This window comes from Ruegeria sp. CJ6 (assembly GCF_056536665.1).
On record NZ_JBQFQB010000002.1, the window covers coordinates 778,705 to 804,331 of the forward strand.

Genomic DNA, 25,627 nt, shown 5'->3' on the forward strand with positions numbered 1-25,627 from the left:
GATATGACCCGGCAGATGGAAGGCGTATATCTGACTGGCCATGGAGGTCCTGAGGTGTTGGAATGGCGGGAAGACGTCCCCGTTCCGACCCCCGGTCCAGGGCAGGTTCTGGTGCGCGTCGCCGCTGCCGGGGTGAACAACACCGACATCAACACGCGGATCGGCTGGTACTCGCCGGATGTTACAGAAGCGACGGATGCGGTAGATCAGCGGGTTGAGGCCGGCGGGTGGGGAGGTGCGCTGCAATTTCCCCGCATCCAAGGCGGTGATCTGTGTGGGATTGTTGAAGAGGTTGGACCGGGAGCGGCGTTCAAGCCCGGCCAACGCGTGACCTGTCCTATCAACTTGCCACGCCCGGGGCCGGGTAGACCGCATGGTTTTATCGCGCTTGGTTCAGAAATCGACGGAGCGTTTGCCCAATACTGTCTGGTCGACGCGGGTGATCTTTATGATGTGACCGCCTCGCCCCTTTCAGACGTGGAAATCGCCGCTATTCCCTGCGCGTTTGGGACTGCAGAAAACCTGCTGACTCGCGCTGGTGTGTCGGCGGGCCACACAGTGCTGATTACAGGGGCTTCAGGCGGTGTGGGCCTCGCCGCGGTCCAGCTCGCGGCGCTACGAGGAGCGACGGTCTGGGGGGTGACAAGCGCTGCCAAGGCGGATGTGGTCAAAGCGCAGGGGGCGTCGGCAACCTTTGACCGGGATGCGCAACTGCCGAAGGATATGTTCGATGTCGTCATCGATGTGGTGGGCGGCTCGGCTTGGCCCGATCTCATACTGGCGCTGAAACCCGGCGGGCACTATGCGGTGTCAGGTGCAATCGCTGGCCCCATAGTCAGCGCCGATTTGCGAGACATCTATCTGCGCGACATCACAATCCATGGCTGCACCCATCAGCCTCCCGAAGTCTTTGGCCGACTTGTTGTGCTGATGAATGCAGGTCAGATCAGGCCTTTGATTTCAAAAACCTACCCGTTGCGTGACATTGTTCAGGCGCAAGAGGATTTTATGTCCAAGACCTTGCCCGGGAAACTGGTATTAATACCGTGAAAGGGGGGTAGATGGCTGACATTACGCTTTTAGATGGCTCGATCGGGCAGGAACTGGTGAAACGCAGCGGTGACCAGCCCACGCCTTTGTGGTCAACGCGGGTGATGATCGACAAACCTGACTTGCTGACCGAAGTTCACGCGGCCTATTTCCGCAGTGGCGCGACGATTGCCACCACGAATACCTATGCCATTCACCGCTCGCGGCTGGTGCGTGAGGGGATCGAAGACCAGATGCCACTTCTGATCGAGGCTGCTCTTTCGCGGGCCGAGCAGGCTTGCGCGGGAACTGACGGTCGTATCGCTGGTGCGCTTGGTCCGCTTTTGGCCAGCTACCGGCCCGATCTGAACCCCGACCCAGACGATGCGGCTGAAAAATTTGCCGAGCTGGCTCAACTGATGGCAGACCGGGTTGATCTATTCCTGATCGAAACCGTGTCCTCGGTTCTGGAAGCCGAAGGTGCGCTTCGCGGTACCGAGAATTGCGGCAAACCCGTCTGGCTGGCATTGTCGGTTATGGATGATGACGGCACGCGATTGCGGTCAGGCGAAGCGCTGGAGGACATCGCCCCGCTTGTTGCGCGTTACGCCCCCGAGGCCGTTTTGATCAACTGCGCGCGCCCGGAAGCGATTCCGGCTGCACTGGAGATCATCGCAAAGCTGGGTCGCCCGTTCGGCGCTTATGCCAATGGCTTTACTGGTATCAAAGACGGTTTTTTGAAGGAAGCCCCGACGGTTGACTCTCTGGAATGCCGTCATGACCTAGACCCTGACGCCTATGCGCAGCATGCCATGGGCTGGGTGGCGCAGGGCGCGACGATCGTTGGCGGTTGCTGCGAAGTTGGGCCAGATCACATCGAAACCCTTGCCGACAGTTTACGCGCGGCCGGGCACACAATTGTTTGAGTGTGCCTCATGTCGATCCGCAACAAACCTGAACGGCGAAAAGATCGGGATCAACAGCATTTCGATATTCTGGTTGCACCCGGTTTCGTGTTGCTTGAATTGGCCTCGTTGGTCGATGTGTTGCGCCTGGCCAACCGGGTATGCGCGCATCCTCCGTTCACATTCACATACCGGTCCCGAAAGGGGGGACCTGTTGAAAGCAGCAGTTGCGCGACGGTGTCGACCGAAACCATACCTGCGCAGCCCGATGCGGATTATCTGTTTGTGATCGGAAACTCGGATCCGGATCAGCCAGAGCTTTCTTTAGGTCGCGTCGTGCCCGACTATACGTACCGGGGAGCCCAGGTCTTTTTGCTGGCCGAAGCGGCAAGCAGGTACATCGACGAAAACGGCGCTGACCATATGGCAACCCATTGGGAAAACGCTTCTTTCTTGCGCGAACGTGGCGCGCGGTTTGAGGCCAAGCTTTCAATTGCGACCGAACAGGGTTCAGTGGTCACCTGCGCAGGAATGGAGGCAACGACGGATGTGGCACTGGCGGTGATTGGGCGGCACATTTCGGGTGCCGCCAAGATGACAGTTGCGGATATCATGCTGCACGAGAACATCCGCGATTTCTCATCCATGCAGCCGTTTTCGGGCGCTCGGAATACAGCCACAGGTGACGCAAAGCTGGATCAATGTATCAAGCTGATGCAGGCGAATATCGAAGAACCGTTACCGATAAATCAGATCGTTGACATGTTACACGTGTCGAACAGATCGCTTGAGCGCAAGTTCAAGGCAACTTTCGCAACCACTCCAAACGGATTCTACCGAGAAATGCGCTTGGCCAAAGCCAACAACCTGCTTTTGAACACAACGATGAGCGTGCGGGAAATCGGCTTGGTGTGCGGCTTTCCAAACGGATTCTCATCCGTTTACAAAAGCGTCTTTGGCGTCACTCCGTTTGTTCTGAGACGTCAAAAAAGACGTGCAGAATATAGGTGATTTTCGCGATTGAGATGACGTTTTTGACGCTTTTTTTGTCGATCCTTCATGGCATTTTGCAAAAAACCTGAGACAGCGGAGACATCAGGATGGTTGATCTTCCCACCAAGGCCCGTGTGGTCATCATCGGCGGCGGCGTCATCGGATGCTCGGTCGCGTATCACCTTACCAAGAAAGGGTGGACCGATGTTGTGCTGCTTGAGCGCAAGCAACTGACCAGCGGCACCACATGGCATGCTGCAGGTCTGATTGCGCAGCTGCGCGCGACCGCAAACATGACCAAGCTGGCTAAGTACAGTCAGGAACTATATGGCGCACTTGAGGAAGAAACTGGCGTTGCCACAGGGTTCAAGCGTTGCGGATCGATCACGGTGGCCCTGACTGAAGAGCGCAAGGAAGAGATCTATCGTCAGGCCGCCATGGCCCGCGCCTTCGGGGTTGAGGTCGAAGAGATCGACAATGATCGTGTGCAGGAGCTGTATCCCCATCTGAACCTCGAAGGGGTCAAGGGGGCGGTTTATTTGCCTTTGGATGGGCAGGGTGATCCGGCAAACATTGCACTGGCTTTGGCCAAAGGTGCGCGCCAACGCGGTGGCATCGTCAAGGAACGTGTGAAAGTCACCGATGTCGTCAAGCAGGGCCGTCAGGTGACCGGCGTGGACTGGATTGCGGACGATGGCAGTGCATCGGGCCATATCGAATGCGACATGGTGGTGAACTGTGCGGGCATGTGGGGCCACGAGGTTGGTAAGATGGCAGGTGTGAACGTGCCGCTTCACGCCTGCGAACATTTCTATATCGTGACCGAAGGGATCGACGGGCTGACCCAACTGCCGGTGCTGCGCGTACCGGATGAATGTGCCTACTACAAAGAGGATGCCGGAAAAATCCTGCTGGGCGCGTTTGAGCCAAATGCAAAACCCTGGGCGATGAACGGCATCCCCGACAGTTTCGAATTCGACCAGTTGCCAGAGGATTTCGATCACTTTGAACCAATACTCGAAGCGGCCTGCAATCGGATGCCGATGTTGGCCGAGGCGGGGATTCACACCTTCTTTAACGGCCCCGAGTCCTTTACGCCGGATGATGCATATCACTTGGGACTCGCCCCCGAGATGGATAACGTTTGGGTCGCTGCAGGGTTCAATTCGATTGGTATTCAGTCGGCGGGTGGTGCTGGTATGGCACTGGCCGAGTGGATGGACTCGGGCGAGAAACCGTTCGATCTGGGCGATGTTGACATCAGTCGCATGCAGCCGTTTCAGGGCAACAAGCAGTACCTCTTTGAGCGTTCGAAAGAGACGCTCGGCCTGCTTTATGCCGACCACTATCCCTATCGCCAAAAGACCACCGCGCGCGGTGTGCGCCGGACACCGTTTCACCATCACCTGATCGAACAGGGTGCCGTGATGGGCGAATTGGCTGGGTGGGAGCGCGCCAATTGGTTTGCCAACGAAGGGCAGGAACGAGAATATCAATACAGCTGGAAACGGCAGAACTGGTTCGAGAATTCGGCTGCCGAACACCGTGCCGTGCGCGAAAATGTAGGCATGTATGACATGTCGTCCTTCGGCAAAATCCGCGTCGAAGGGCCGGATGCCGAGAAATTCATGAACTATATCGGCGGCGGCGATTATTCAGTGCCCAATGGCAAGATCGTCTACACCCAATTTCTGAACCGTAGCGGTGGGATCGAAGCAGATGTCACGGTCACACGGTTGACTGAGACCGCCTACCTGGTCGTCACCCCCGCGGCGACCCGATTGGCGGATCAGACCTGGTTGATGCGTCATGCAGGCGGCTTCAATGTGGTTATCACCGATGTCACCGCTGGCGAGGGCGTTTTGGCCGTCATGGGACCGAATGCGCGTGCATTGCTTGAAAAGGTTTCGCCCGCTGATTTCTCGAACAGGACTAACCCCTTTGGCACGGCACAGCAGATTGAGATCGGTATGGGTCTCGCTCGCGCCCACAGGGTGACCTATGTGGGTGAGCTTGGGTGGGAGATCTATGTGTCGTCCGACATGGCAGGTCATGTTTTTGAGGCGATGCACGAAGCCGGACAAGATATGGGCCTGAAACTCTGCGGCATGCACATGATGGACAGTTGCCGGATCGAGAAGGGTTTTCGCCATTTCGGTCATGACATCACCTGCGAGGATCACGTGGTCGACGCGGGATTGGGATTTGCCGTCAAAGTGGACAAAGGCAGCGATTTCATTGGTCGCGAGGCGGTGATGGCCCGGAAGGAAAGCGGGCCCAAGAACCGGCTTGTCCAGTTTAGACTGACTGATCCCGAACCACTGTTGTTCCACAACGAACCAATCGTGCGCGATGGTGAATATGTAGGTTACCTTAGCTCGGGCAATTATGGTCACACGCTGGGTGGTGCCATTGGTCTGGGCTATGTGCCCTGCGAGGGCGAAAAGCCTGCAGACGTGCTGGCCTCGACCTATGAGATCGATGTCTGTGGTGTGAAAGTCCAGGCAGAGGCGTCGTTGAAACCGATGTATGATGCGAAATCCGAGCGGGTCAAAGTCTAGAAAACATCGACAGTGGTAGGCTCTGCCCCACCGTCCGTACCGGGCGACGCTCGCGAGAGTATTTGTGGCCAGATGAACAAGGGATCACCTGCTCATCTGGCCAACAATATCCATGAGCGTGAGACAGCGCTTCGCATATAGGTTGGCTGCAGAACGCGCGACCAATCAGAAACTTTGATGCCCTGCTTCACAGTTTTGATAGTTCCCAAGCCTATCTGATTTGCCGTAGAGAAACACGGTATCAGTCGGAGACTCGCTGTGGCAGACACCCGCGTACCACCAAACAATACCGATACGCCCAAAGGGCTGGCGTTGGCTGTGATGGCCTATGTGCTTTGGGGCTTCCTGCCACTTTACATGAAAGCAATGGAGCATATCGGCCCGATCGAGGTAGTTGCGCATCGGGTGATCTGGTCGGTGCCGGTGGCCGGGCTGCTGCTGATAGCGCTCGGGCGGACCGGCGATCTGAAAACTGCACTTCGCAATCCCAAAATGTTAGGTATGGCGGCAATTACAGCGGCGCTGATCTCAGTCAACTGGGCGATTTATGTCTGGGCGATTTCATCGGGGCATGCGCTGGACGCGGCTTTGGGCTATTATATCAACCCTTTGTTCAGCATTGCGTTGGGTGCGATATTGCTGCGTGAACCTCTGAACCGAACACAGTTGGTTGCGGTCGGGTTGGCCGCTTTGGGGGTGTTGGTACTAGTGTTTCAGGCGGGAAGCTTACCCTGGGCGGCTTTGGGCTTAATGTTCAGCTGGGGGTTTTATGCGTTCTTCAAGCGCTCACTCCCAATTGGGCCCAACCAAGGGTTTTTGTTGGAAGTCCTGATTCTACTGATACCCGCCCTGGCCTACGTCACCTGGCTTGGAACAAGTGGTGCCGGGCATTTTGGAGCAGCCGTGTCAGACACTGCGCTGCTTGCAGGCGCGGGGCTGGTGACTGCAATTCCGTTGCTGCTTTATGCCAATGGGGCCAAACTGGTGCGTCTGTCGACGATGGGCATCCTGCAGTACATCGCGCCCACGATGATTTTTATCACCGCGATCACGTTGTTCGGAGAGCGTATTGATCAGGCAAGATTGATCGCGTTCCCCCTGATCTGGGCCGGGTTGATTGTATATTCGATCCCGATGATCCGGCAAATACGGTCTCAGGCCTAGCGAATGAGCTGGGCAAGCTGTTCCGCCCAGATTGCATAGGCCTTGGGGCTTGGATGATATCCGTCCGGCGCGGCGAGCGCCGGGTCATCGGGCAGGTTCAGCGCCAGATGTGAAACTTGCGGATATGCTGCAGCCACCGTCTGCAAGCCGTGATCCAGCCTTGCAGCCTGTTGCCCCAAAAACCAGGCGAGCGGCTGAGGCAGAGCGGGAAAACGCGCCATCTGAGGAACCGCAGACACGATCACCCGCCTGGCTTTCATCGGCCCGGTCAGAAGATCCAATAGCCGGGTTTGTCGGTCCTCAAAGCTTTGTCTGCTTACCGCTCGGGTCACGTCGTTCACACCCAGCGCCGTTATGGCCACATCAAACTGTTCGGAAAGCCCTTGCAGCTGCTCAATTGTGTTTTGAGTGGTATGCCCGGTGGCCGCCTCAAGCCGCCATTCCACGGTATAACGCTTTGCCAATTGGCCGACCAGTTGCCCGGATAGCGCCTGGCCTTGTGTGCCAGCCCCAACGCCAGCGGCCGAGCTGTCCCCGGTGATCAACAAGCGCAGTCTGGGCCCGCGCCCTGCACACCCTTGGCGGGGACCAGTCGGTTCTGGCAGAAATTGCGCATTGCGTCTTACCGCGAACCCCTGAATGGCCAGAATAGGCAAAAGCGGAATTCTGAGAATCTGATCGGCGGCAACAGGCAAAGGAACCGTTAGCTCAGCGCATCTTTGAACTTTAGAAAGCGCGCATCTTTCATGACTCGTGCCAACATGGCTTCGCGCAAGGCTCCGACGGTCTTGTAAGGACGCATGACGACCTCAAATTCCTGAATAAGTCCGTCTGCGTTCAGCGTGATCAAGTCTACACCCACGGCGTCCAAGGCACCGACTTTGCATTGAAACTCCAATGCCCAATCGTCGCCGTCGCCCATGATCCGACGATACTGAAATTCGGAAAACACCTGACCCACATGACCCAGAACCGCTGCAACAGGTTCACGCCCGGTCCAGGTGCTGTAGTAAGTGGGTGGTGAAAACCGAACATCTTCGGCCAGCAACTCTTGGATCAGGCCTTCATCGCCCTTGGCCACCACTTCTTGCATTCGTTTGATCGTCGGGTGCATACCGTCTTCCCTCTTGTTGACCAAAGAGTTGCTGAACCTTTTCACTCACGCAAGGACGACGTTGCGGGAGGGGGCCGCCTGAGATAGGCAAGCGCGCATGAGCGAAACCTATGATCCCCCAAACTCCCCTCTGGATGTGCTGTTTGAAGACACGCAATTGATCGTGGTGAACAAGCCGGCGGGTTTGTTGTCCGTGCCGGGGCGGGGCGCGCATCTTGCTGATTGCCTGCTGACCCGCGTACAAGTTGCGTTTCCACAAGCGCTGCTGGTGCATCGGTTGGATCGGGATACATCCGGTGTAATGGTGTTTGCACAGACGCCGCATGCCCAGCGGCATCTGGGGCTACAGTTCGAAAATCGCCAGACCCGCAAAACTTATGTCGCGCGCGTATGGGGGCGGGTAGAACCAAAAACGGGAACGGTTGATCTGCCGCTGATCGTCGATTGGCCCAATCGCCCCCGTCAGATGGTCTGTCACGACACCGGCAAGCCTGCTGTTACGGATTGGCGCGTGGTTAAATACGAGGGCGAGACAACGCGTGTTCGCCTGTCTCCCAAGACCGGACGATCGCACCAGTTGCGGGTTCATATGCAGGCGCTGGGGCATCCTATCTTGGGTGATCCGTTTTATGCCGATGGCGCGGCGCGCGACTTCCCGCGGTTGATGCTTCATTCGGAAGAACTGCGCCTCAAAAATCCCGAAGGCGGGGTGTCGATGAAATTTCGCGCGCCAGCCGAGTTCTGATTCTAAGCGTTACTGGTCCAAAGCATCTTCAGGTTTCCCAGCGAAAACCGCCTGGTGCGTTTGACCGGGCGTATAACTTGGCGTTCCCGTGCGGCGGCAATTTCACGTTCGATTTCGAATCCGCGCAAAACGTGATCTTGGGACCAGCGATCCAGTTTCAAGGTCATCATGACGTGATTGTCGAGGTAGGGCATGGTCACTCTCCTGAGTTGCAATTGCCCAATCTTCGCCCAACACTCCTGACACCACCTTGTCAGGGGGGTGTGCTAAGTTGTCAGCAGATCTTTAGGAGACCCGGATGCGCCGATCGACACGTCTGTTCGAAATCATTCAGATCTTGCGTGCTGCTGAAGCGCCCGTGACGGCCGATGCGTTGGCCGCCAAGCTCGAGGTTTCGGTGCGCACCGTCTACCGCGATATTGCCGCGTTGCAGGCCCAGCGTACGCCAATCGAAGGCGAAGCGGGTGTTGGCTACTTGATGCGGCGCGGCTATGATCTGCCGCCATTGAATTTCGATGCGGAAGAGGTTGAGGCCCTCTGGGTGGGCCTGTCGATGCTGGCCCGCACGGGTGACAGCACCTTGCAACAGGCCGCTGACCGAGTTTGTCGGAAGATCGAGGCCCTGCGCGCGCCAGCCGACTGGCTACAGGTTGCGCCCTGGGGTGCACCGATGGATGATCCGGAAAAGGGATGTGTGCCCGTCGTGAACTATCGCGAAGCGATCCGGGCTGAACGTAAAATTCGCATCACCTACGTGAATTCGGAAGATGAGCGTACCGAGCGCACGATACGGCCCGTCGCCCTGATCTACCATATTGAATGCACCATGCTGGCCGCGTGGTGCGAGCTGCGAAACGGGTTTCGCCATTTCCGCACAGATCGGATCTGGGCATGCGAACTGACCGAGGATCATTTCTGCGGGCAAGGGGAACCTCTGCGCGCGATCTGGCAGGAGCAGAACAGCTGGGATAGCTCCAAAGGGGTCGCCTGAATGGCAGGTATTCGCCGATTTCACTCAATTGTTGCTTGAGGCTCTTTGTTCTCACTGTGTTATACTAAGCGGAACGAAACAAACCCGGTGAACGGGTACGTGAGCAGAAGGTGATTCAATGACGATTTCCAAATGTGTACTGACGGTTGGACTGTGTTCAGCCCTGTTTTTGGGGGCGTGTACCGACCCGGGCACTCTCAGCGTGCAGAACGATCCCAACCAGAATGCCAAGCAAGGCGCGTTGCTGGGTGGTCTGATCGGCGCAGGTGTGGGCGCAATTGCCAATGACTCTGACCCACTGTTGGGGGCGTTGGCCGGTGGTGCCATCGGTGCTGCAGGCGGTGGCGTGATCGGCAACCAACTTGACCGGCAGGCTGCAGAGCTGCGGCAGCAGTTGGCAAATGACGGCATAACGATCGTCAACGCCGGGGATCGCCTGATCGTCACGGTTCCGAATGACATCACCTTTGACACCGACAGTTCCACCGTGCGCCCGGCCTTGCGTGCCGATTTGGTGAAGGTGGGGCAGAATCTGGTCAATTACCCGAATTCGAATGTCCAGATTATCGGTCATACTGACAGTGACGGAGAGGCGTCCTACAACCTCGGACTGTCTGAACGCCGCGCCAATGCGGTGGCTGATATTCTGCAGGCCAATGGTGTCAGCTACGCCCGTATCACTACTGTCGGGCAAGGTGAAAACAACCCGATCGCATCGAACCTGACACCCGAGGGGAAAGCCCAGAACCGGCGGGTCGAGATTGTGGTGGTTCCCAGCGACAACACCTGATCACGCGTCTCGCGCACAATGACTGCGCGTCATCGGGCCTTTGGTTCGATGGTGTCTCGGGATAACTAAGGGGAAACACCAAAGCGGAGTTTCCCCATGTCCCAACCGATCCTTCTTGGCCTTTCCGGCTCGCTACGGCAGGATGCGACCAACCGTAAATTGCTGCGCGAAGCTGCACGCCTGTTCGAACCCGGCACGTTCATTGAGGCTGATCTCAATCTGCCGCTTTATGACGGCGATCTCGAAGTTGGCGAAGGCATACCTGAAACCGTGCAGGTTTTGGCCGATCAGATTGCCCAGGCCCACGCGGTGATCATATCAACGCCGGAATACAACAAAGGGCCGTCGGGTGTTCTAAAAAACGCGCTGGACTGGGTCAGTCGGACGAAAGGCAAGCCATGGATGGATAAACCGCTCGCCGTCATGTCTGCGGCTGCGGGCCGGGCCGGGGGGGAACGGGCGCAAATGATCTTGCGATCCTTCATGGTCCCCTTTCAGCCGCGCATTCTGCAAGGCCCCGAGCTTCATTTAGCTGACAGTTCGAATGAATTTGATGCAGAAGGGCGGCTGTCTAACGACCGCTACGAGCATACGCTGCATAACCTGATGCAGAAGCTGCGGGCAGAGGCCGGGTTTTAATCCCCTTTGCTTGCCGGTCTGTACCGCAACTTCTAGGTTATGCGGATGAAGGATCAAAACCAGATAGAGACTCAGGCCGATGTCGTAGATCCTGCCCGAGCGGCTGCACTGCAGGTAGCATTGGGGCGGGAACCGACGATTGAGGCAGGCTCAGTACTACCTCCCTTCTTTCATCAGCTCTATTTCTGGTCGCCGCATGTGCCGAGCGATCTGGGGCGTGATGGACATCCTCGGGTAGGCCAAGGTCTGATCCCCGATATGGGACTACCAAGGCGCATGTGGGCAGGTGGGCGACTGCAGTTTCATCAGCCCTTTGTGGCAGGGGTCGCAGCCGAGCGTCGGACGGTCAGAGAAAGCGCCGTGGCAAAGACAGGACGTAGCGGACCGTTGGCATTTGTCACACTGCGTCACGAGATTTGGCAAAAGGGCGCGCTGAGCGTGACCGAATGGCAGGATCTGGTTTATCGTGAAGATCCCTCATCAGACGCACCGGCTCCAAAAGTTCCGATGGCTCGAACGGATGAGTTGGATCACCGCATTGTTGAATTTGATACAACCCTGTTGTTCCGCTATTCGGCGCTGACGTTTAACGGACACCGGATCCATTACGATCTTGACTATGCACGCGACGTGGAAGGCTATGCCGGGCTGGTTGTCCATGGGCCTCTGCTGGCCCAATTCCTCATGTTGTTCGCAACCGATCTGATGGGGCCTCTGGCGGAGTTTACGTTTCGCGCATCGTCGCCGCTGATGCATTTCGAAACGGCGACCCTGTGTCGGAACGGTCAGGAGTTTTGGGTGCGTGGACCCGGAGGCCGACAATGCATGTCAGCCAAGGCAATTCCGCAATCAGAGTGAAGCTTCGGGCAGGAAATCCTGCGGGATTCTATCGCGCCCTTCCAGCATCAACTCGGCCATGACCTCGGCCACCTTCGGTGCCATACCAAAACCGATCTTGAATCCCCCATTGGCGATAAACTGCCCTTTGTGCAGGGGATGCGCGCCCAGCATCGGTGCGCGGCTTTTGCTGCGGGGGCGGACACCGGCCCAGCGTTCGATCACTTCCGCCCCGTGCAGGACCGGCACGGCACGCATGGCGCGGTCCAGTACATCGTCCAGAGCGGCATCTGTGCTGGTCGGATCGTCGTATTCGCGTTCTGATGTCGAGCCAATGGCCAACGTACCATCGGCATGAGGCACGATATGAACAGCATCGGCAAACAACTGTGGTACGTCGCCCGCATCAAATCGCAGCAACGCCGCCTGTCCTTTCACGCCGTTACCGATTGTCTTGCCAAACGCCTTGCTGAGCTCTTGCAGACCCGCAAGTCCAGTGGCGTGTACGACTTGTCCCTTGTCAGGCGCTTCGGCGGTAACTTCTACTCCCATTACGGCAAGCGCGGCCACCAGCGCTGCGCAGGCACGCCTTGGGTGCATGCGCGCGCTTAGCGTATCGTGGACGACATATCCCGTCGGGCTGGGTGGGCACCAGGCACCAATCTGATCTATAAACCGGACGCGCCAATTAGCCTGACCCTGCCAGAGTGTTGCAGCTGTTTGTTCACGCGCTTGGGCCAGCTCCAAACCGCGTGCGTCTGGTATGGGTTGCAGACGCCCAAGACGTGCGTAGCCGGGCGACACACCACCGGTGGCCTCGACCTGTTTCCAGAACGGTTCAGCCATGATTAAACTTTCAAACTGGAACGCCTTTTTGGTGTTCCAGTTTTCGGGCACATGTGGGGCCAGCGCGCCAACAAGCCCTCCACTGGACCCCGCGCCCGGACCAAATGGATCGACGATCTGAACCTTCGCGCCGCGCCGTGCGCAGGTCCAGGCGATGGAGAGGCCAAATATTCCTGCGCCCCGCACCGTCACATCGACCATTGCCAATCCCCTTTTCGTTGTTCAGTGTCGCGCCGCTTAGCTACAGGATTCCCCGATGGCAGACCAGCGTGCCGAACTTACTTGGTCGGAAGACCAGATCCCGGTCTCGGATCGGTTCGATGACCCCTATTACTCGTTGCAGAACGGGTTAGAGGAAACGCGTCATGTGTTTCTGGCAGGCAACGATCTGCCAACGCGCTTTGTACCGGGGTTTCACATCGCTGAACTAGGCTTTGGCACCGGCCTGAATCTGTTGACCGCGTGGTCGGCGTGGGAAGCAGCAGGGCAGACTACACCTTTACGGTTCACCAGCTTCGAGGCCTTTCCGATGGCGCCTGACGATATGGCGCGTGCTTTAGCCGCCTTCCCCGAGATGACACCGTGGGCCGATCGCTTTCTGAAAACATGGAATGGGCAGAAATGCGTGCTGGACACGTTGCATCTTGAGGTCATGGTCGGAGACGCGCGCCAGACCTTGCCCACATGGGCAGGTGAGGCAGATGCGTGGTTTCTGGATGGCTTCTCACCCGCAAAAAACCCCGAGCTGTGGGAGGCTGAACTGATGCAGCAGGTGGCGGAGCACACGATTCAAGGCGGTACAGCGGCAACCTATACTGCCGCGGGTTTCGTGCGTCGGGGCCTATCCGACGCAGGTTTTGATGTTACCCGCAGCCCCGGCTTTGGCCGTAAACGGCACATGACCCGGGCGGTGAAGCAATGAGCCAGAAGAACAACGTCAACGCCGGTATAGCGCTTATGGTCAGCGCGACGATCGTGTTTGCTTTGCAGGATGGGATTTCGCGCCATCTGGCCGGTACCTACAATACGTATATGGTGGTGATGATCCGGTACTGGTTCTTTGCCGCATTCGTGATTGCTCTGGCTGCGAGATCTAGCGGAGGTTTGCGGGCGGCGGCGCAAACCAGCCAGTTGGGACTCCAGATATTCCGGGGTGTGTTACTGGCCGCAGAAATTTGTGTCGCCGTTTTCAGCTTTACCATTCTGGGCTTGATTGAAAGCCAGGCCGTTTTCATCAGCTATCCGCTGCTGATCGCTGCCCTCAGCGGGCCGGTTCTGGGTGAGAAAGTCGGCTGGCGTCGCTGGGCCGCCATCGGGGTCGGCTGCATCGGGGTGTTGATCATCCTGCAGCCCGGTGCCGGTGTGTTCAACCCTTGGGCTGTGATCCCGCTGATCTCGGCGTTTATGTTCGCGATTTATGGCCTACTGACACGGTATGCGGCTCGGCGGGACAGTACTGCGACCAGTTTTTTCTGGACTGGGGTGGCTGGTGCAGTCGCAATGACTGCTGTTGGTGTCTGGTTTTGGGAACCCATGGCCAGCAGCGATTGGTTTTGGATGGGGTTGCTTTGCATCGCAGGCGCTCTGGGACACTGGCTATTGATTAAGTGCTACGAAATGGCAGAGGCCAGCGCCGTGCAACCCTTTGCCTATTTCCATCTGATGTGGAGCGCAATTCTGGGCATCACGATCTTCCACGAGATGCTGCGCCCCGAGGTTGTTCTGGGCGCAGCTTTGGTGATCGCGGCGGGCCTGTTCACCTTATGGCGCGAACGACGAAAGGGTCGAACCGGTTAGTTCCTTTGAGAATGGCACTGGTAAAGCTGGCTGCCCAAGCCGAGCGCGATAGACCGGCAGGCTTTCGGCGACACGCATGACATAGTTGCGCGTCTCCTTGAAAGGAATGGTCTCGATCCAGTCGATCACATCCACCTGGCCCCGGCGCGGGTCGCCATAGCGTTCCATCCACGAAATCGGCCGTCTTGGCCCCGCGTTATATCCAGCGGCCATCATCACGACATTGCCGTTGAAGTCCTCTGCAAGCGTTGCAAGATAATTCGCCCCCAGCTTTGCGTTATATTGCCAGTCCGAGGTTAGGCGCGCGGTTTTATGGCCACCCAGAATACCCAAATCCTGAGCCACAAGTTTGGCGGTAGCGGGCATGACCTGCATCAAACCGCGCGCGCCTGCGCCACTGATGACTACCGGATCGAACTCACTTTCGCGTCGGGCAATTGCCAGCGTCATTTCCTTCGCCATGGGAAGTCCCATATCTGCGACCGGGTGCACTGGGTAATAAGCGGCAGGCAAAACAACACCGGTTGTTGCCGCGCGCTTGGCGATCATGACGGCCAGATGCGGTTCGTTCAGTTCGATCACCAGGTCACCCAGCTGAGCGGCCTGGGTTTGATCGAGACCTTCCACCAAATGGGTCAGAAACCGTTCTGAAAGGTTTCCCTCTCCTGCGCGCTGCAACAGCAATCCAGCCTCCAACACGCTTGAGTCAGCGAATGCGGCTTGTTTCCAATGCGGCGCGCGGCGTGGGTTGGCCAATTCGCTGTCAAACGGACGGCCGATTTGTTCCGCCGCCAGCAACCCGTAGAACGAGGTCTGATAGTTCGCGCCTTCGGCATAAGCCTCGTGCGCCTTGTCAGCATCCCCCTGCGCCGCGTAGGCGCGGCCCAGCCAATATCCACCGCGACCCTTCGAAATCGGCGATTGCACCGCCTCCGAGAAATTCTGGAAATGCCGCACCGCCGTGGCCGGATCATTCAGCTTGCGCAGCGCCAGAAATCCCGAGAGCCACTCCAAATCAGCATAGCCATAGCCCATTTCGGGGGTCATGTGGTGATTGGCGGCAATCGCATAGGCGCGTTCGGCATCTCCCGTGCGCATCTCAAGACGTGCCAGTCTGCGTCGCCCTTCCGCCCATTTGTCGGGTTCACCCAGCGATTTTGGTCCGGTCGAGCGTGCCAACATCAGATCAATGGCGCTGTCGTCCAGTTCTTTGCGATCCCGCCACACGAAACGATCAAATGCCAGGCCAGGGTCTTTGGCCAGTGATTCCGGCACTGCGGCGACTTTGCCGTCCACTCCGTTTTCGCGCTTTTGCAGGGCAATGCGCGCCTCGGCCAGTTTGCGCTGATCAGAGTTGACCAGGGGCAGCATCCGCCCGGCGCTGACAAGATGCCCATCCCACAACATCCGATCCAACCTGGCCTCGTGATGTGGTCTCAGAAGCTTCCCGAAGTTCTCAAGATAATCCTTTTGTAGGCCCGACCCCATCGGCATAGTTCGCCACGCGGTTACGACGTCGGCTTCTGCTTCACCATTGCGGCCTTGGCTTTTCAAGGCCACGGCATAATTCAAAGCACCTTCTGCTGTTTGCGGAGGCAACCCTTCGTAGAATTTCAGAACTCGATTCGGATCGGCCCCGGTGAATGATGGCTCGCTTTTACGGCGCAGCCAGGCCAAACCGGGCCAATCCGGGCGCCGCTCAAGAAACACCAGTACATCGCCCGAGCTGCCAAAACCTTCGCGTAGCCAATGCCAGACAATAATGTCCCGCGCCACCGATCCACGCTGGCCTGCCACGCGCAGCGCGGCATTCCAATCGCCCTTGCGCATCTCATGGAGCCCCGCGCGCAAATCCTGCGTCGCATCCGCACGAGTGGCATGCGGCTGTAGCATCAGCGCCAGAATCATCGCTATTCCAAGCGACAGAATACGTCTCATCCCTTGCATTCCCCAACAAACCAAGGATACAGCCATGCAGGATAAACCTTGCGCCGCCGGGATCAACTCACAAACCCATAATCGTGACAGACCGGTGCGCAAAAAACACCTAAGGAGCGTTCCATGTTTAAAGGCTCAATGCCAGCCCTGGTCACCCCGTTCAGCAACGGCGCGTTGGACCTGGAAACGCTCAAACACCTGGTGGAATGGCAAATACAGCAAGGTTCGACCGGTCTGGTTCCGGTTGGTACGACCGGCGAAAGCCCGACCCTCAGCCATGAAGAACATGAAACGGTTATCGCCGAAGTGGTGAAGGCTGTAGCAGGTCGCGTGCCTGTCATCGCAGGCGCGGGCTCCAACAATACTGTCGAGGCAATTCGGTTTGTTCAGTTTGCGCAAAAAATCGGTGCGGATGCGGCGCTGGTCGTAACCCCCTATTACAACAAGCCGACCCAGAAGGGGCTGCTGGCGCATTTCCAAACTCTGCATGACAGTGCCGATATCCCGATCATCATCTACAATATCCCGGGTCGTTCGGTCATCGACATGACTCCTGCAACGATGGGTGAGCTGGCGAAACTGCCGCGCATCATCGGAGTCAAGGACGCGACCGGAGATTTGGCGCGCGTCAGCCAGCAGCGTGCAAGCTGTGGTGCGGATTTCTGCCAGCTGTCCGGAGAAGACGCTACTGCACTGGGCTTCAATGCTCATGGCGGAGTGGGCTGCATCTCGGTCACCGCAAACGTGGCTCCGAAGCTCTGTGCTGAATTCCAGCTGGCAACGCTGAATGGCGACTACAAAATGGCGCTGGAGTATCAGGACCGCCTGATGCCCCTGCACGAAGCGATCTTCATCGAGCCCGGTCTGGTTGGCGCAAAATACGCGCTCAGCAAACTTGGCCTTTGCAGCACCGAAGTGCGTTCGCCTCTGACCGAGCTGGAAGACAGCACCAAAGCCGCTATCGAAGCAGCAATGGCGCATGCTGGATTAATCTGAAATCAATACACGGACTCGTAAGGGCGGCCTCGAAGATCGAGCGCCGCCCTTTTTTTAATTCGGGATCCAAATTTCATCTGGCTAGAAATACCTCGGGGGAGGCGCGGCTTGCCGCGACGGGGGCAGAGCCCCCATCAACGCTTGCCGTAGTACAACCCAACCACATGCTCTGCTTGCGCGAAGAACAACCAGCGTGAAACAGCGACGCCGGTGAGATGCGACAGCACCGCCACCAGCGCGAAGAAATGCTTGATCAGAACACCTGAGACGGGGAGCAGGATCAGCAGTAAAGGCAGCACAAAAGCCAGACCAAAGGATATCATCCGTAGTTTCTGCGCATGCTTCCGACCGACAACATGCACAAACTCACGCAGCAGATAGTTTGTACCTGTATGAGGTGGTTCAAATGCGCGGACAGCGCCTCGCTCACCAAGCCCTGTCGCGGTTGCCAGCGTGGTTCCCGATCGGGACAACGCACCGTCGCCCTTGGCCCAATAGGCAAGCTGTACAGCGCCGGCAATGGCCAGCAACCAAGGGGCAAGCGCTTCTGCTCCGGCCAACAACGCCCCGCCTGCAAGGCTGAACGACAAGAACATGGCCGGTGTCAGGTTCATGTTCCAGCGAGGGATGGTCTTGAGCTGCGTGTAGATCATCGATGTGGTGAAGACCGTGGCCAGCGAAAATGCCGCCCCGATCCAGCCCAGCACACCCCAGCGTTGGCCTAGAAAGACCGCACCAATTGCATAGAGCCCCATGACGAGCAGCGCGATGACCGCGCACCAGCCCTCGCGGCTGAGCCAGCTTGAGCGCCACTGGGTGAAGGCTTTCCAGGCACGCTCTGGGTGGCCGAGGTGGAATGTCGACGCGAGCAAACCGCCGATGGACAAGCCATAGGCAATTGCGAAAAACACAAACGCGACCCAGCCCGAGACGTCAGGTATGCCGAGCCCCAGGAAGAACAAGAGTCCAAATCCGAGACCGGACAGGGTGGTAAAGATGATAACGGAAGGTGCCGGGTGCATCAGAGCTTCTCCAGGGTCTTGTCGAGCCAGCCGAGGAAACCCTTGGGCTCTTCGGCGACCGGGGCCAGCAGAGGGGCCAGGATGTCAATCTGCTCCTCAATTTTGTCCTTGGGTCGGGGCGGCAGGTACTTGTTGACGGGCTTGGTGCCCATTTCAGGCATCAGGTCCATGCCGCCACGTTCGACGACCAGCTTGCTGACATCACTGCCAGGGTCGCCGAGATCGCCAAAGTGTCGGGCACCTGCCGGGCAGGTGCGCACACAAGAGGGCACACGATCCACCTCGGGTAGGTTCTCGTTGTAAATCCGATCGACGCAAAGCGTGCATTTCTTCATAACGCCTTCGGCCTGATCCAGTTCGCGTGCGCCATAGGGGCAGGACCACGCGCACAGGCCGCAGCCGATGCAGTCACTTTCGTTGACCAGAACGATTCCGTCCTCAACCCGCTTGTAGCTGGCACCAGTGGGGCAGACGGTCACGCAGGGTGCGTCTTCACAATGCAGGCAGGATTTTGGGAAGTGGATCAATTGGGCATGCCCTTCGGCGGGTTGCACCTCGTAAGAGTGCACCCGGTTCAGGAAGGTGCCTGAAGGGTCAGCACCATAAGCATCCTGATCCGACAGTGGCGCGCCGTAGTTTTCGGTGTTCCAGCCTTTGCATGAAATGACGCAGGCATGGCAGCCAACGCAGGTGTCCAGATCAATGACCAGACCCATCTTGCGTTCGGTTGATTGGGGGAGCTGGGTCATGACTGCCTTGCCTCTGCGATTGTGGTCAGGGCGGGCTGGGGCTCTGCCCCAGACCCCGAGATATTTATAGCCAGATGAAGAACGGATCGGGTCATTTGCCCACCTTCCAGGCCAAATCCTTTGGCCCTTGCCCGACCGGCGATTTGATTGGAGCGAATTCTGGCTGGCTTTCAGCATCGCTTGGAGCGGCGGCCTTTTCGATTTTTACCTTCAGATCGAACCAGGCGGCCTGACCAGTGATCGGATCAGAGTTTGCCCAGCGCAGGCCGTCACCTTTGGGGGGCAGCAGCTCATGGATCAGGTGGTTGAGCAGGAAACCCTTGGTGGCCTCGGGTGCGTCTTTCTGCAAGGCCCAGGCCCCTTTGCGCTTTCCGATGGCATTCCAAGTCCACACGGTATTGTTGTTCAGCGCAGCCATCTCCATGACGGGTACCGTGATCTCGCCATGTGGAGAGCTGACTTTGGCCCAATCGCCGTCTTGCAGACCGTGTTCACGCATCAGCTTGGTCGGGACGTATAGCGGGTTGCGCCCATGCAGCTGACGCAACCAGGCGTTTTGTGTGCCCCAACTATGATACATCGCCATTGGCCGCTGGGTCAGAGCGTTGACGGTGAAGCCTTCATTGCCGGTCTGATCGGTTTCGTACCAAATGGGCAGGGGGTCCATTGTATCTTGGATCTGCGCGCGCAGGTGATCTGGGGGCTGGCGTTCCCCGTAGCCTTCGGCGGCCAGTTGGAATTTACGCATCGGCTCGGAATAGAGCTGGAATAGATAGGGCTGTGGGCTGTCATAGATACCCATGCCCACAGCCCAGTCTTGATAGGCAGTGTTCCAAGGTTTGTAGTAATCCGCACCTTCGGGAATATGCGCGACAAAGAAGCCACCATTCTCGATGTATTGGTTCAATTGGTCGGGGTTAACCTCGCCACGACCTTCCTTGTCGCCGTTTTCGCCCCGGAAACCGGCAAGCGGTCCAATGCCCGGCTTGCGTTCGTGGTTGACGATATAGTCGGCGTAATCCGTCCACTTGGCGCTGCCATCATCGTTGGTAAAGCCGGGCAGATCCATGCGATTGGCCAGATCGATCAGCACCGACTGGAAGCCGCGTACGTCGCGGTCGGGTTCAATCACCGGCCAACGGATCGCGTCTGCCGCTGCCTCGGCCTCGCAGATCGGGCGGTCCAGTAGCGAGATACAGTCGTGTCGTTCCAGATAGGTTGTATCGGGCAGGATAAGGTCGGCATAGGCCACCATTTCCGAGGAATAAGCATCGGAATAGATGATATGCGGGATCGCGTAGTCGCCGTTCTCATCCTTGTCCGTCAGCATCTCCATGACACCCTTGGTGTTCATCGTCGAATTCCAGGACATGTTGGCCATGTACATGAACAACGTATCGATCTTGTAGGGATCGCCTGCATGGGCATTCGAGATCACCATGTGCATCAGCCCGTGGCTGGACATCGGGTTTTCCCATGTAAACGCTTTGTCGATCCGCGCCGGGCTGCCGTCTTCTTTCAGCGCCAGATGCTCGGGGCCGCGAACAAACCCCAGATGCGGCCCGTCCAGAGGTGTATTCGGCGTCACCTTACAATGCGGAGTCGGATGCGCCTCAACTGGCTTGGGGTAGGGTGGCTTGAAGCGGAAGCCGCCGGGGACTTCGACCGTTCCAAGCAGGATCTGCAACACATGCAGGGCGCGGCAGGTCTGGAAACCGTTGGCATGGGCTGAAACGCCGCGCATCGAGTGCATCGCGACGGGGCGACCAATCATCTTCGAGTGTTTCTCGCCCCGGAAATCGATCCATTCATGGTCCAGTTCGAACGCTTCATCAAAGGCCACACGGGCCAGCTCGCCAGCAATCGCGCGAATGCGGGTCGCTGGCACGCCGCATTTTTCTGCGATTGCCTCGGGGGCGTATTCATCCGCCAGATACCGTTCTGCCATGTGGTGGAAGACGGGGCGGTGGGTGACACCGTCCTTTTCGTAGGTCGCTGATAGGTCAGGGCGGACGCCGTGGGTGTCGAAAGCAGTCAGCTTGCCGGTATTGCGGTCGATGACCAATGGCTTGCCGTCATCGTCTTTCAGGAACAGACCCTTTTCCGGACCGTCGGATGCGTTGATCAGGACCGGCGCGTTGGTGTAGCGACTTAGGTAATCCAGATCGATTTTGCCTGCCTTCATCAGCACATGGATCATCGACAAGATGAACAGACCATCGGTACCGGGGGTGATGCCGACCCAATCATCTGCCACGGCGTTATAGCCCGAGCGGATCGGATTTACCCCAATCACCCGGGCACCGCGCGCCTTGATCTTGCCGATGCCCATTTTAATCGGGTTGCTGTCGTGGTCTTCTGCAACGCCGAACAGCATGAACAGCTTGGTGTGATCCCAGTCGGGCTGACCGAATTCCCAGAATGCACCGCCCATCGTGTAGATGCCACCGGCTGCCATGTTGACCGAACAGAACCCGCCATGGGCCGCATAGTTACAGGTGCCGAAATTCTGTGCCCAGAAACTGGTGAAGCTCTGGCTCTGATCACGGCCGGTGAAAAAGGCCAGTTTCTCGGGGTTGTCTTCGCGGATCGGTTTTAGCCAACCGACAGCGATCTCGAGCGCCTCGTCCCAACTGATCTCTTCGAACTCGCCAGACCCACGCGGGCCGACGCGTTTGAGCGGTGCGCGTAGGCGCGACGGGGCGTTCACCTGCATAATCCCCGCGCTGCCTTTGGCGCAGAGAACGCCCTTGTTTACCGGATGATCCCGATTGCCTTCGATATAGGCGACCTTCCCATCCTTCATGTGCACGTTGATACCGCAGCGGCAGGCACACATGTAGCATGTAGTCCGGCGGATCTCGTCTGACACGGGTGGGGATAGGTTGAGGTTCGGTTGTTGATTCACGCTGTCTCTCCCTGTGGCGGATCGCCTTGGTACCTGTACGTGTTGAACACACTGGAGCGTAAGCACACCGGGCTCAACCATATAGAGGAAGAGAGTGCAGGCACCCCCTTCCTCTGCTTTTTTTAAGGGGACCGGTTGAACCCGGTCCGACTTATGTTTTTGACAGCAATCAAACCTGCTGCAGACGCATGTCGCTTGCGTCGATACCTGCAACCTTAACCGGCTTCTTCATCGCGTCGCGACGGAAGGGTTCACCCAGTTCCTGGTTGATCATTGCTTCGATCAGGGTGGTGATGCCGTTCTTCTGATCCTCGATCGCCTGGCTCAGCGCCGCAGTCAGCTCATCCTGAGTGCGTGCGATGACGCCTTTCAGGCCACAGGCGTTGGCGATGCCGGCATAGGACACTTTTGTGTCCAACTCGGTGCCGACGAAGTTGTCATCGAACCACAGGGTCGAGTTCCGCTTTTCCGCACCCCACTGGTAGTTGCGGAACACAACCTGAGTGATGGCTGGCCATTCTTCGCGACCGATGGCGGTCAGTTCAGTGACTGCAATGCCAAAGGCACCGTCGCCAGAGAAGCCGACAACTGGTACATCCGGGCAGCCGATCTTCGCGCCAATGACCGAAGGCAGACCATAGCCACAGGGGCCGAACAGGCCGGGGGCCAGATACTTGCGGCCTTCTTCAAACGAAGGATAGGCGTTGCCGATGGCGCAGTTGTTGCCGATGTCGGACGAGATGATCGCCTCTTTCGGCAGCGCGGACTGGATCGCGCGCCATGCTTTGCGCGGGCTCAGCCAGTCCGGCTTAGCGGCGCGCGCGCGTTCGTTCCAGGTGGTGCCCGGATCGTCCTGCTCGTGGTCCATCGAGGTCAGCTCTTGCGCCCAACGCGATTTGGTTTCGGCGATTTTCGCCTTGCGCGCGTCGCGGCCTTCGTCACCGGCTGTGTCGGACAGTTGGTTCAGGATGCTGGTGGCAACGGTCGCCGCATCGCCCACGATACCAACCGAGACCTTCTTGGTCAGGCCGATGCGGTCGGGGTTGATGTCGACCTGAATGATCTTTGCATCTGCAGGCCAGTACTCCATGCCGTAGCCTGGAAGGGTCGAGAACGGGTTCAGGCGTGTACCGAGGCACAGAACAACGTCTGCTTCCTTGATCAGCTGCATACCGGCTTTTGAGCCGTTATAGCCCAGCGGGCCAGCGAACAGTGGGTGCGAGCCGGGGAAAGCGTCATTGTGCTGGTAGCCAACGCAAACCGGAGCGTCCAGACGCTCGGCCAGTGCTTTCGACGCTTCGATGCCGCCTTTCGACAGAACGGTGCCTGCACCGTTCAGGATAACGGGGTTCTTTGCGTTCGACAGCAGAGCGGCAGCTTCGGATACGGCCGATGCACCACCCGAAGGCAGTTCAAACTCAACAACAGCAGGCAGCTCGATGTCGATCACCTGAGTGAAGAAGTCGCGCGGAACGTTGATCTGCGCAGGTGCCGAAGCGCGCTTGGCGTTCATGATTACGCGGCTCAGAACCTCGGCCATACGGCTGGGGTCACGCACCTCTTCCTGGTAGCAAACGCAGTCTGCGAACATGCGCATCTGCTCCATTTCCTGGAAACCACCTTGACCCATGGTCTTGTTTGCGGCCTGCGGAGTGACCAGCAGCAGCGGTGTGTGGTTCCAATAGGCAGTTTTGACGGCGGTCACAAAGTTGGTGATGCCGGGGCCGTTCTGGGCGATCATCATCGACATCTTGCCGGTTGCGCGGGTGTAGCCGTCAGCCATCATGCCGCCGGACCCTTCGTGGGCACAATCCCAGAAAGTGATGCCTGCTTTGCCAAAGATGTCGGAGATCGGCATCATGGCCGAGCCGATGATACCGAACGCATGTTCGATGCCATGCATCTGCAGGGTTTTTACAAAGGCTTCTTCAGTGGTCATCTTCATCTGCGTAATCTCCGATCATAGAAGGATGGAACGGGGGTTTTGCACCCAGTTTTCTGATCGGTTTTGGCGTACGGGTGTCTGTGGCGTTAGGGCCAGAACCGGTAGCGGTTTAAGTCCAGAGTGCTTAAGAACGCCGGATCGCTTCAGCAATCTGTTGGATTCCCGGTTCGATACGATCCGACGAGATTGAAGAGTAGCCCAGCCGATAAAAGTTCTTTGGCCTGTTCTGGCTTGAAAAAAATGCCTCACCCGGTTCGATATGGACGCTTTGGCGCTGCAGGTCTCGGGCCAGTTTGCTGGTGTCTACATGCAGCGGCGCTTGCATCCAGATCGATGATCCGCCCAGCATCCCGCGCCCAGCAACAGTCAGACCATATTGTCCAATTGCCTCCTCAATCGCTTCGCGACGGCGTTGCAGCGTTTTAGACATGCGCCGGATCTGAGCATCATAGTGCCCGAGCGATAGGAAGTAGGCTGCAGTTCGCTGCATGTGGCCAGGAGGGTGACGCAAGACCAGAGATCGCAGGGCGCGCGCTTCACGGATAAAGGGTTCGGACCCGACCATGTAGCCCAATCGAAGCCCCGGAAACAGCGACTTGGAAAAGCTGCCTACGTAGATCACCCGCCCATCGCGATCCATTGACCTGAGCGCCGGTGACGGGGCCCCGAGAAATGACATTTCGAATTCATAGTCATCCTCGACGATCATGGCATCCAATTCGCGGGCACGACGCAGCAGTGCATGTCGGCGGTCCACCGGCATGGTCGCGGTTGTCGGGCTCTGGTGGCTGGGGGTGGTGAATATGACGTCGGTATCGTCAGGGATTGTTTCCGGGGGCAACCCGTCCCGGTCGACCTTCAGATAAGACAGCTTGCATTCCGAGTGAATCAGAAGATCGCGCAGGGCGTAATAGCAGGGGTCCTCGATCGCTGCCCTACGGTTCCGGTTCAGCAATATGCGAGACGCCAGCCAAAGGGCGTTCTGAGCGCCCAGGGTGATCAAGATTTCTTCGGGCCGGGCTACAATTCCACGGCGGGGAAGAGTATGCCGGGCGATGAATTCAAGCAGCAGCGGGTCATCTTGATCGACATAGTCCCCGGTCAGAGAATCAAAGTCCTTATGTCCCAACGCCCGAACTGCGCAGAGACGCCAGTTTGCATGATCGAACAGCTTTCTGTCGACTTGGCCATAAATGAAGGGATAGCGGTAGTCACGCCAGTTGCTGGGTTTTGTCAGCACATCACCGCCCGAGAAACGGCGGGCAAACGCCTGATCCCAGTCAACCACTTCGGTGTCGCGCCGCACTGGCGTGTAGGTCGGCGGCACTGGCGCATTTTCTGAAACATAGTATCCCGACCGGCCTTTGGCGGTCAGGTAATCATTGGCCAGCAGTTCAGTATAGGCAAGCGTGACCGTAATCCGGCTGACACCCAAATGGGCAGCAAGTTTACGGGACGAGGGCAGCTTTTCCCCGACGTGGAAGCGTCCTGACAGAATGCCTTCGGCAATCAGCTGTTGCAGCTGCGCCTGTAAGGTGCCTTGCCCATTGCGTTCCAAAAAGAATGTGTCGACCGAAATACCCATTGCATCGTTATAGGTTGGACCTAAGGCGGTGGCAATCTGGACTTATGGCCCTGCGAACCATGTAGGGAGTTTT

Annotated in this window: 23 protein-coding genes; 13 read left to right on the plus strand and 10 right to left on the minus strand. The window is 57.8% G+C overall.

The features are described 5' to 3' along the window. Nucleotides 1–3: 3 nt before the first annotated feature. The 5 genes from ACR0BT_RS09240 to rarD all read left to right on the plus strand — a co-directional run bounded on the left by ACR0BT_RS09240 (nt 4) and on the right by rarD (nt 6,652). On the plus strand, nt 4–1,050 hold the full coding sequence (locus tag ACR0BT_RS09240) for an alcohol dehydrogenase family protein (RefSeq protein WP_480762992.1): 1,047 nt from the start codon (nt 4–6) through the stop codon (nt 1,048–1,050). An 11-nt stretch (nt 1,051–1,061) separates the two neighbouring features. Beyond that, entirely contained in the window at nt 1,062–1,955 is an 894-nt protein-coding gene (locus ACR0BT_RS09245; protein ID WP_480762993.1) for a homocysteine S-methyltransferase family protein, read from the plus strand. 9 nt (nt 1,956–1,964) lie between these two features. Next, nucleotides 1,965–2,945 (plus strand): GlxA family transcriptional regulator, encoded by a 981-nt coding sequence (locus tag ACR0BT_RS09250; protein ID WP_170406633.1) that lies wholly within the window; start codon nt 1,965–1,967, stop codon nt 2,943–2,945. Between the two features lie 89 nt (nt 2,946–3,034). Continuing rightward, on the plus strand, nt 3,035–5,488 hold the full coding sequence (locus ACR0BT_RS09255) for a GcvT family protein (RefSeq protein ID WP_480762994.1): 2,454 nt from the start codon (nt 3,035–3,037) through the stop codon (nt 5,486–5,488). 258 nt (nt 5,489–5,746) lie between these two features. Next, the gene (gene rarD / locus ACR0BT_RS09260; protein WP_170406626.1) at nt 5,747–6,652 is read left to right on the plus strand and encodes an EamA family transporter RarD; all 906 of its coding nucleotides are present in this window, start codon (nt 5,747–5,749) and stop codon (nt 6,650–6,652) included. Here the strand turns inward: rarD and ACR0BT_RS09265 are convergent. Then, entirely contained in the window at nt 6,649–7,308 is a 660-nt protein-coding gene (locus ACR0BT_RS09265) for an SGNH/GDSL hydrolase family protein (protein ID WP_480762995.1), read from the minus strand. The genes rarD and ACR0BT_RS09265 overlap by 4 nt on opposite strands. A 47-nt stretch (nt 7,309–7,355) precedes the next feature. Beyond that, on the minus strand, nt 7,356–7,766 hold the full coding sequence (locus tag ACR0BT_RS09270) for a nuclear transport factor 2 family protein (RefSeq protein ID WP_480762996.1): 411 nt from the start codon (nt 7,764–7,766) through the stop codon (nt 7,356–7,358). 97 nt (nt 7,767–7,863) lie between these two features. On the opposite strand from ACR0BT_RS09270, the gene ACR0BT_RS09275 reads away from it, so the two are divergent. After that, the gene (locus ACR0BT_RS09275) at nt 7,864–8,511 is read left to right on the plus strand and encodes an RluA family pseudouridine synthase (RefSeq protein ID WP_170625796.1); all 648 of its coding nucleotides are present in this window, start codon (nt 7,864–7,866) and stop codon (nt 8,509–8,511) included. Nucleotides 8,512–8,513: 2 nt separating this feature from the next. Here ACR0BT_RS09275 and ACR0BT_RS09280 read toward each other — a convergent pair whose 3' ends face one another. Then, nucleotides 8,514–8,705: a hypothetical protein gene (locus ACR0BT_RS09280; protein WP_170398761.1), complete on the minus strand. Its 192-nt coding sequence runs from the start codon at nt 8,703–8,705 to the stop codon at nt 8,514–8,516. Nucleotides 8,706–8,809: 104 nt separating this feature from the next. On the opposite strand from ACR0BT_RS09280, the gene ACR0BT_RS09285 reads away from it, so the two are divergent. The 4 genes from ACR0BT_RS09285 (at nt 8,810) to ACR0BT_RS09300 (ending at nt 11,789) form a co-directional block, all read left to right on the plus strand. Further along, nucleotides 8,810–9,502, plus strand: a complete 693-nt coding sequence (locus tag ACR0BT_RS09285) for a helix-turn-helix transcriptional regulator (protein ID WP_170406614.1) — start codon at nt 8,810–8,812, stop codon at nt 9,500–9,502. Between the two features lie 118 nt (nt 9,503–9,620). Beyond that, a complete protein-coding gene (locus ACR0BT_RS09290; RefSeq protein WP_170398755.1) occupies nt 9,621–10,292 on the plus strand; it encodes a YiaD family glycine zipper/OmpA-like lipoprotein in 672 nt (223 codons plus the stop codon). A gap of 96 nt (nt 10,293–10,388) precedes the next feature. After that, nucleotides 10,389–10,931, plus strand: coding sequence for an NADPH-dependent FMN reductase (locus ACR0BT_RS09295; RefSeq protein ID WP_480762997.1), 543 nt, complete (start codon nt 10,389–10,391; stop codon nt 10,929–10,931). Between the two features lie 45 nt (nt 10,932–10,976). After that, entirely contained in the window at nt 10,977–11,789 is an 813-nt protein-coding gene (locus tag ACR0BT_RS09300) for an HTD2 family dehydratase (protein ID WP_480762998.1), read from the plus strand. Here the strand turns inward: ACR0BT_RS09300 and ACR0BT_RS09305 are convergent. Further along, complete coding sequence (locus ACR0BT_RS09305) at nt 11,781–12,815, minus strand: NAD(P)/FAD-dependent oxidoreductase (RefSeq protein ID WP_480762999.1); 1,035 nt, start codon at nt 12,813–12,815, stop codon at nt 11,781–11,783. The genes ACR0BT_RS09300 and ACR0BT_RS09305 overlap by 9 nt on opposite strands. 55 nt (nt 12,816–12,870) lie before the next feature. Here ACR0BT_RS09305 and mnmC2 point away from each other — a divergent pair, with 55 nt between their 5' ends. Both mnmC2 and ACR0BT_RS09315 read left to right on the plus strand, forming a co-directional pair. After that, nucleotides 12,871–13,536: a tRNA (5-methylaminomethyl-2-thiouridine)(34)-methyltransferase MnmC2 gene (gene mnmC2 / locus ACR0BT_RS09310; RefSeq protein WP_480763000.1), complete on the plus strand. Its 666-nt coding sequence runs from the start codon at nt 12,871–12,873 to the stop codon at nt 13,534–13,536. Next, nucleotides 13,533–14,411 (plus strand): DMT family transporter, encoded by an 879-nt coding sequence (locus tag ACR0BT_RS09315; protein ID WP_480763001.1) that lies wholly within the window; start codon nt 13,533–13,535, stop codon nt 14,409–14,411. Before mnmC2 ends, ACR0BT_RS09315 begins: the two co-directional genes overlap by 4 nt. Here the strand turns inward: ACR0BT_RS09315 and ACR0BT_RS09320 are convergent. Continuing rightward, nucleotides 14,376–16,349, minus strand: a complete 1,974-nt coding sequence (locus ACR0BT_RS09320) for a lytic transglycosylase domain-containing protein (RefSeq protein ID WP_480763002.1) — start codon at nt 16,347–16,349, stop codon at nt 14,376–14,378. The two genes, ACR0BT_RS09315 and ACR0BT_RS09320, sit on opposite strands and share 36 nt — an antisense overlap. Before the next feature lie 123 nt (nt 16,350–16,472). On the opposite strand from ACR0BT_RS09320, the gene dapA reads away from it, so the two are divergent. Then, nucleotides 16,473–17,345: a 4-hydroxy-tetrahydrodipicolinate synthase gene (dapA, locus tag ACR0BT_RS09325; RefSeq protein ID WP_480763003.1), complete on the plus strand. Its 873-nt coding sequence runs from the start codon at nt 16,473–16,475 to the stop codon at nt 17,343–17,345. A gap of 134 nt (nt 17,346–17,479) precedes the next feature. Here the strand turns inward: dapA and ACR0BT_RS09330 are convergent, their stop codons facing one another. The 5 genes from ACR0BT_RS09330 to pdxR all read right to left on the minus strand — a co-directional run bounded on the left by ACR0BT_RS09330 (nt 17,480) and on the right by pdxR (nt 25,554). Beyond that, nucleotides 17,480–18,367, minus strand: a complete 888-nt coding sequence (locus ACR0BT_RS09330) for a DmsC/YnfH family molybdoenzyme membrane anchor subunit (RefSeq protein ID WP_170818436.1) — start codon at nt 18,365–18,367, stop codon at nt 17,480–17,482. Beyond that, the gene (locus tag ACR0BT_RS09335; RefSeq protein ID WP_480763004.1) at nt 18,367–19,116 is read right to left on the minus strand and encodes a 4Fe-4S dicluster domain-containing protein; all 750 of its coding nucleotides are present in this window, start codon (nt 19,114–19,116) and stop codon (nt 18,367–18,369) included. Before ACR0BT_RS09335 ends, ACR0BT_RS09330 begins: the two co-directional genes overlap by 1 nt. Before the next feature lie 91 nt (nt 19,117–19,207). Further along, the gene (locus tag ACR0BT_RS09340) at nt 19,208–22,024 is read right to left on the minus strand and encodes a molybdopterin oxidoreductase family protein (RefSeq protein WP_480763005.1); all 2,817 of its coding nucleotides are present in this window, start codon (nt 22,022–22,024) and stop codon (nt 19,208–19,210) included. 169 nt (nt 22,025–22,193) lie between these two features. After that, the gene (gene xsc / locus ACR0BT_RS09345; RefSeq protein WP_480763006.1) at nt 22,194–23,969 is read right to left on the minus strand and encodes a sulfoacetaldehyde acetyltransferase; all 1,776 of its coding nucleotides are present in this window, start codon (nt 23,967–23,969) and stop codon (nt 22,194–22,196) included. 124 nt (nt 23,970–24,093) lie between these two features. Next, on the minus strand, nt 24,094–25,554 hold the full coding sequence (pdxR, locus tag ACR0BT_RS09350; protein WP_170398719.1) for a MocR-like pyridoxine biosynthesis transcription factor PdxR: 1,461 nt from the start codon (nt 25,552–25,554) through the stop codon (nt 24,094–24,096). Nucleotides 25,555–25,627 lie beyond the last annotated feature (73 nt).

What these genes read in the sequence shown, in the direction of transcription:
- ACR0BT_RS09290 (WP_170398755.1), top strand. Translation starts at nt 9,621, where the DNA reads ATGACGATTTCCAAATGTGTACTGACGGTTGGACTGTGTTCAGCCCTG.
- ACR0BT_RS09285 (WP_170406614.1), top strand. Translation starts at nt 8,810, where the DNA reads ATGCGCCGATCGACACGTCTGTTCGAAATCATTCAGATCTTGCGTGCT.
- ACR0BT_RS09330 (WP_170818436.1), bottom strand. Translation starts at nt 18,367, where the DNA reads ATGCACCCGGCACCTTCCGTTATCATCTTTACCACCCTGTCCGGTCTC.
- pdxR (WP_170398719.1), bottom strand. Translation starts at nt 25,554, where the DNA reads ATGGGTATTTCGGTCGACACATTCTTTTTGGAACGCAATGGGCAAGGC.
- ACR0BT_RS09270 (WP_480762996.1), bottom strand. Translation starts at nt 7,766, where the DNA reads ATGCACCCGACGATCAAACGAATGCAAGAAGTGGTGGCCAAGGGCGAT.
- ACR0BT_RS09240 (WP_480762992.1), top strand. Translation starts at nt 4, where the DNA reads ATGACCCGGCAGATGGAAGGCGTATATCTGACTGGCCATGGAGGTCCT.
- ACR0BT_RS09335 (WP_480763004.1), bottom strand. Translation starts at nt 19,116, where the DNA reads ATGACCCAGCTCCCCCAATCAACCGAACGCAAGATGGGTCTGGTCATT.
- dapA (WP_480763003.1), top strand. Translation starts at nt 16,473, where the DNA reads ATGTTTAAAGGCTCAATGCCAGCCCTGGTCACCCCGTTCAGCAACGGC.
- ACR0BT_RS09295 (WP_480762997.1), top strand. Translation starts at nt 10,389, where the DNA reads ATGTCCCAACCGATCCTTCTTGGCCTTTCCGGCTCGCTACGGCAGGAT.
- ACR0BT_RS09315 (WP_480763001.1), top strand. Translation starts at nt 13,533, where the DNA reads ATGAGCCAGAAGAACAACGTCAACGCCGGTATAGCGCTTATGGTCAGC.
- ACR0BT_RS09255 (WP_480762994.1), top strand. Translation starts at nt 3,035, where the DNA reads ATGGTTGATCTTCCCACCAAGGCCCGTGTGGTCATCATCGGCGGCGGC.
- ACR0BT_RS09320 (WP_480763002.1), bottom strand. Translation starts at nt 16,349, where the DNA reads ATGAGACGTATTCTGTCGCTTGGAATAGCGATGATTCTGGCGCTGATG.
- xsc (WP_480763006.1), bottom strand. Translation starts at nt 23,969, where the DNA reads ATGAAGATGACCACTGAAGAAGCCTTTGTAAAAACCCTGCAGATGCAT.
- ACR0BT_RS09280 (WP_170398761.1), bottom strand. Translation starts at nt 8,705, where the DNA reads ATGCCCTACCTCGACAATCACGTCATGATGACCTTGAAACTGGATCGC.
- ACR0BT_RS09245 (WP_480762993.1), top strand. Translation starts at nt 1,062, where the DNA reads ATGGCTGACATTACGCTTTTAGATGGCTCGATCGGGCAGGAACTGGTG.
- mnmC2 (WP_480763000.1), top strand. Translation starts at nt 12,871, where the DNA reads ATGGCAGACCAGCGTGCCGAACTTACTTGGTCGGAAGACCAGATCCCG.
- ACR0BT_RS09305 (WP_480762999.1), bottom strand. Translation starts at nt 12,815, where the DNA reads ATGGTCGATGTGACGGTGCGGGGCGCAGGAATATTTGGCCTCTCCATC.
- ACR0BT_RS09250 (WP_170406633.1), top strand. Translation starts at nt 1,965, where the DNA reads ATGTCGATCCGCAACAAACCTGAACGGCGAAAAGATCGGGATCAACAG.
- ACR0BT_RS09275 (WP_170625796.1), top strand. Translation starts at nt 7,864, where the DNA reads ATGAGCGAAACCTATGATCCCCCAAACTCCCCTCTGGATGTGCTGTTT.
- ACR0BT_RS09300 (WP_480762998.1), top strand. Translation starts at nt 10,977, where the DNA reads ATGAAGGATCAAAACCAGATAGAGACTCAGGCCGATGTCGTAGATCCT.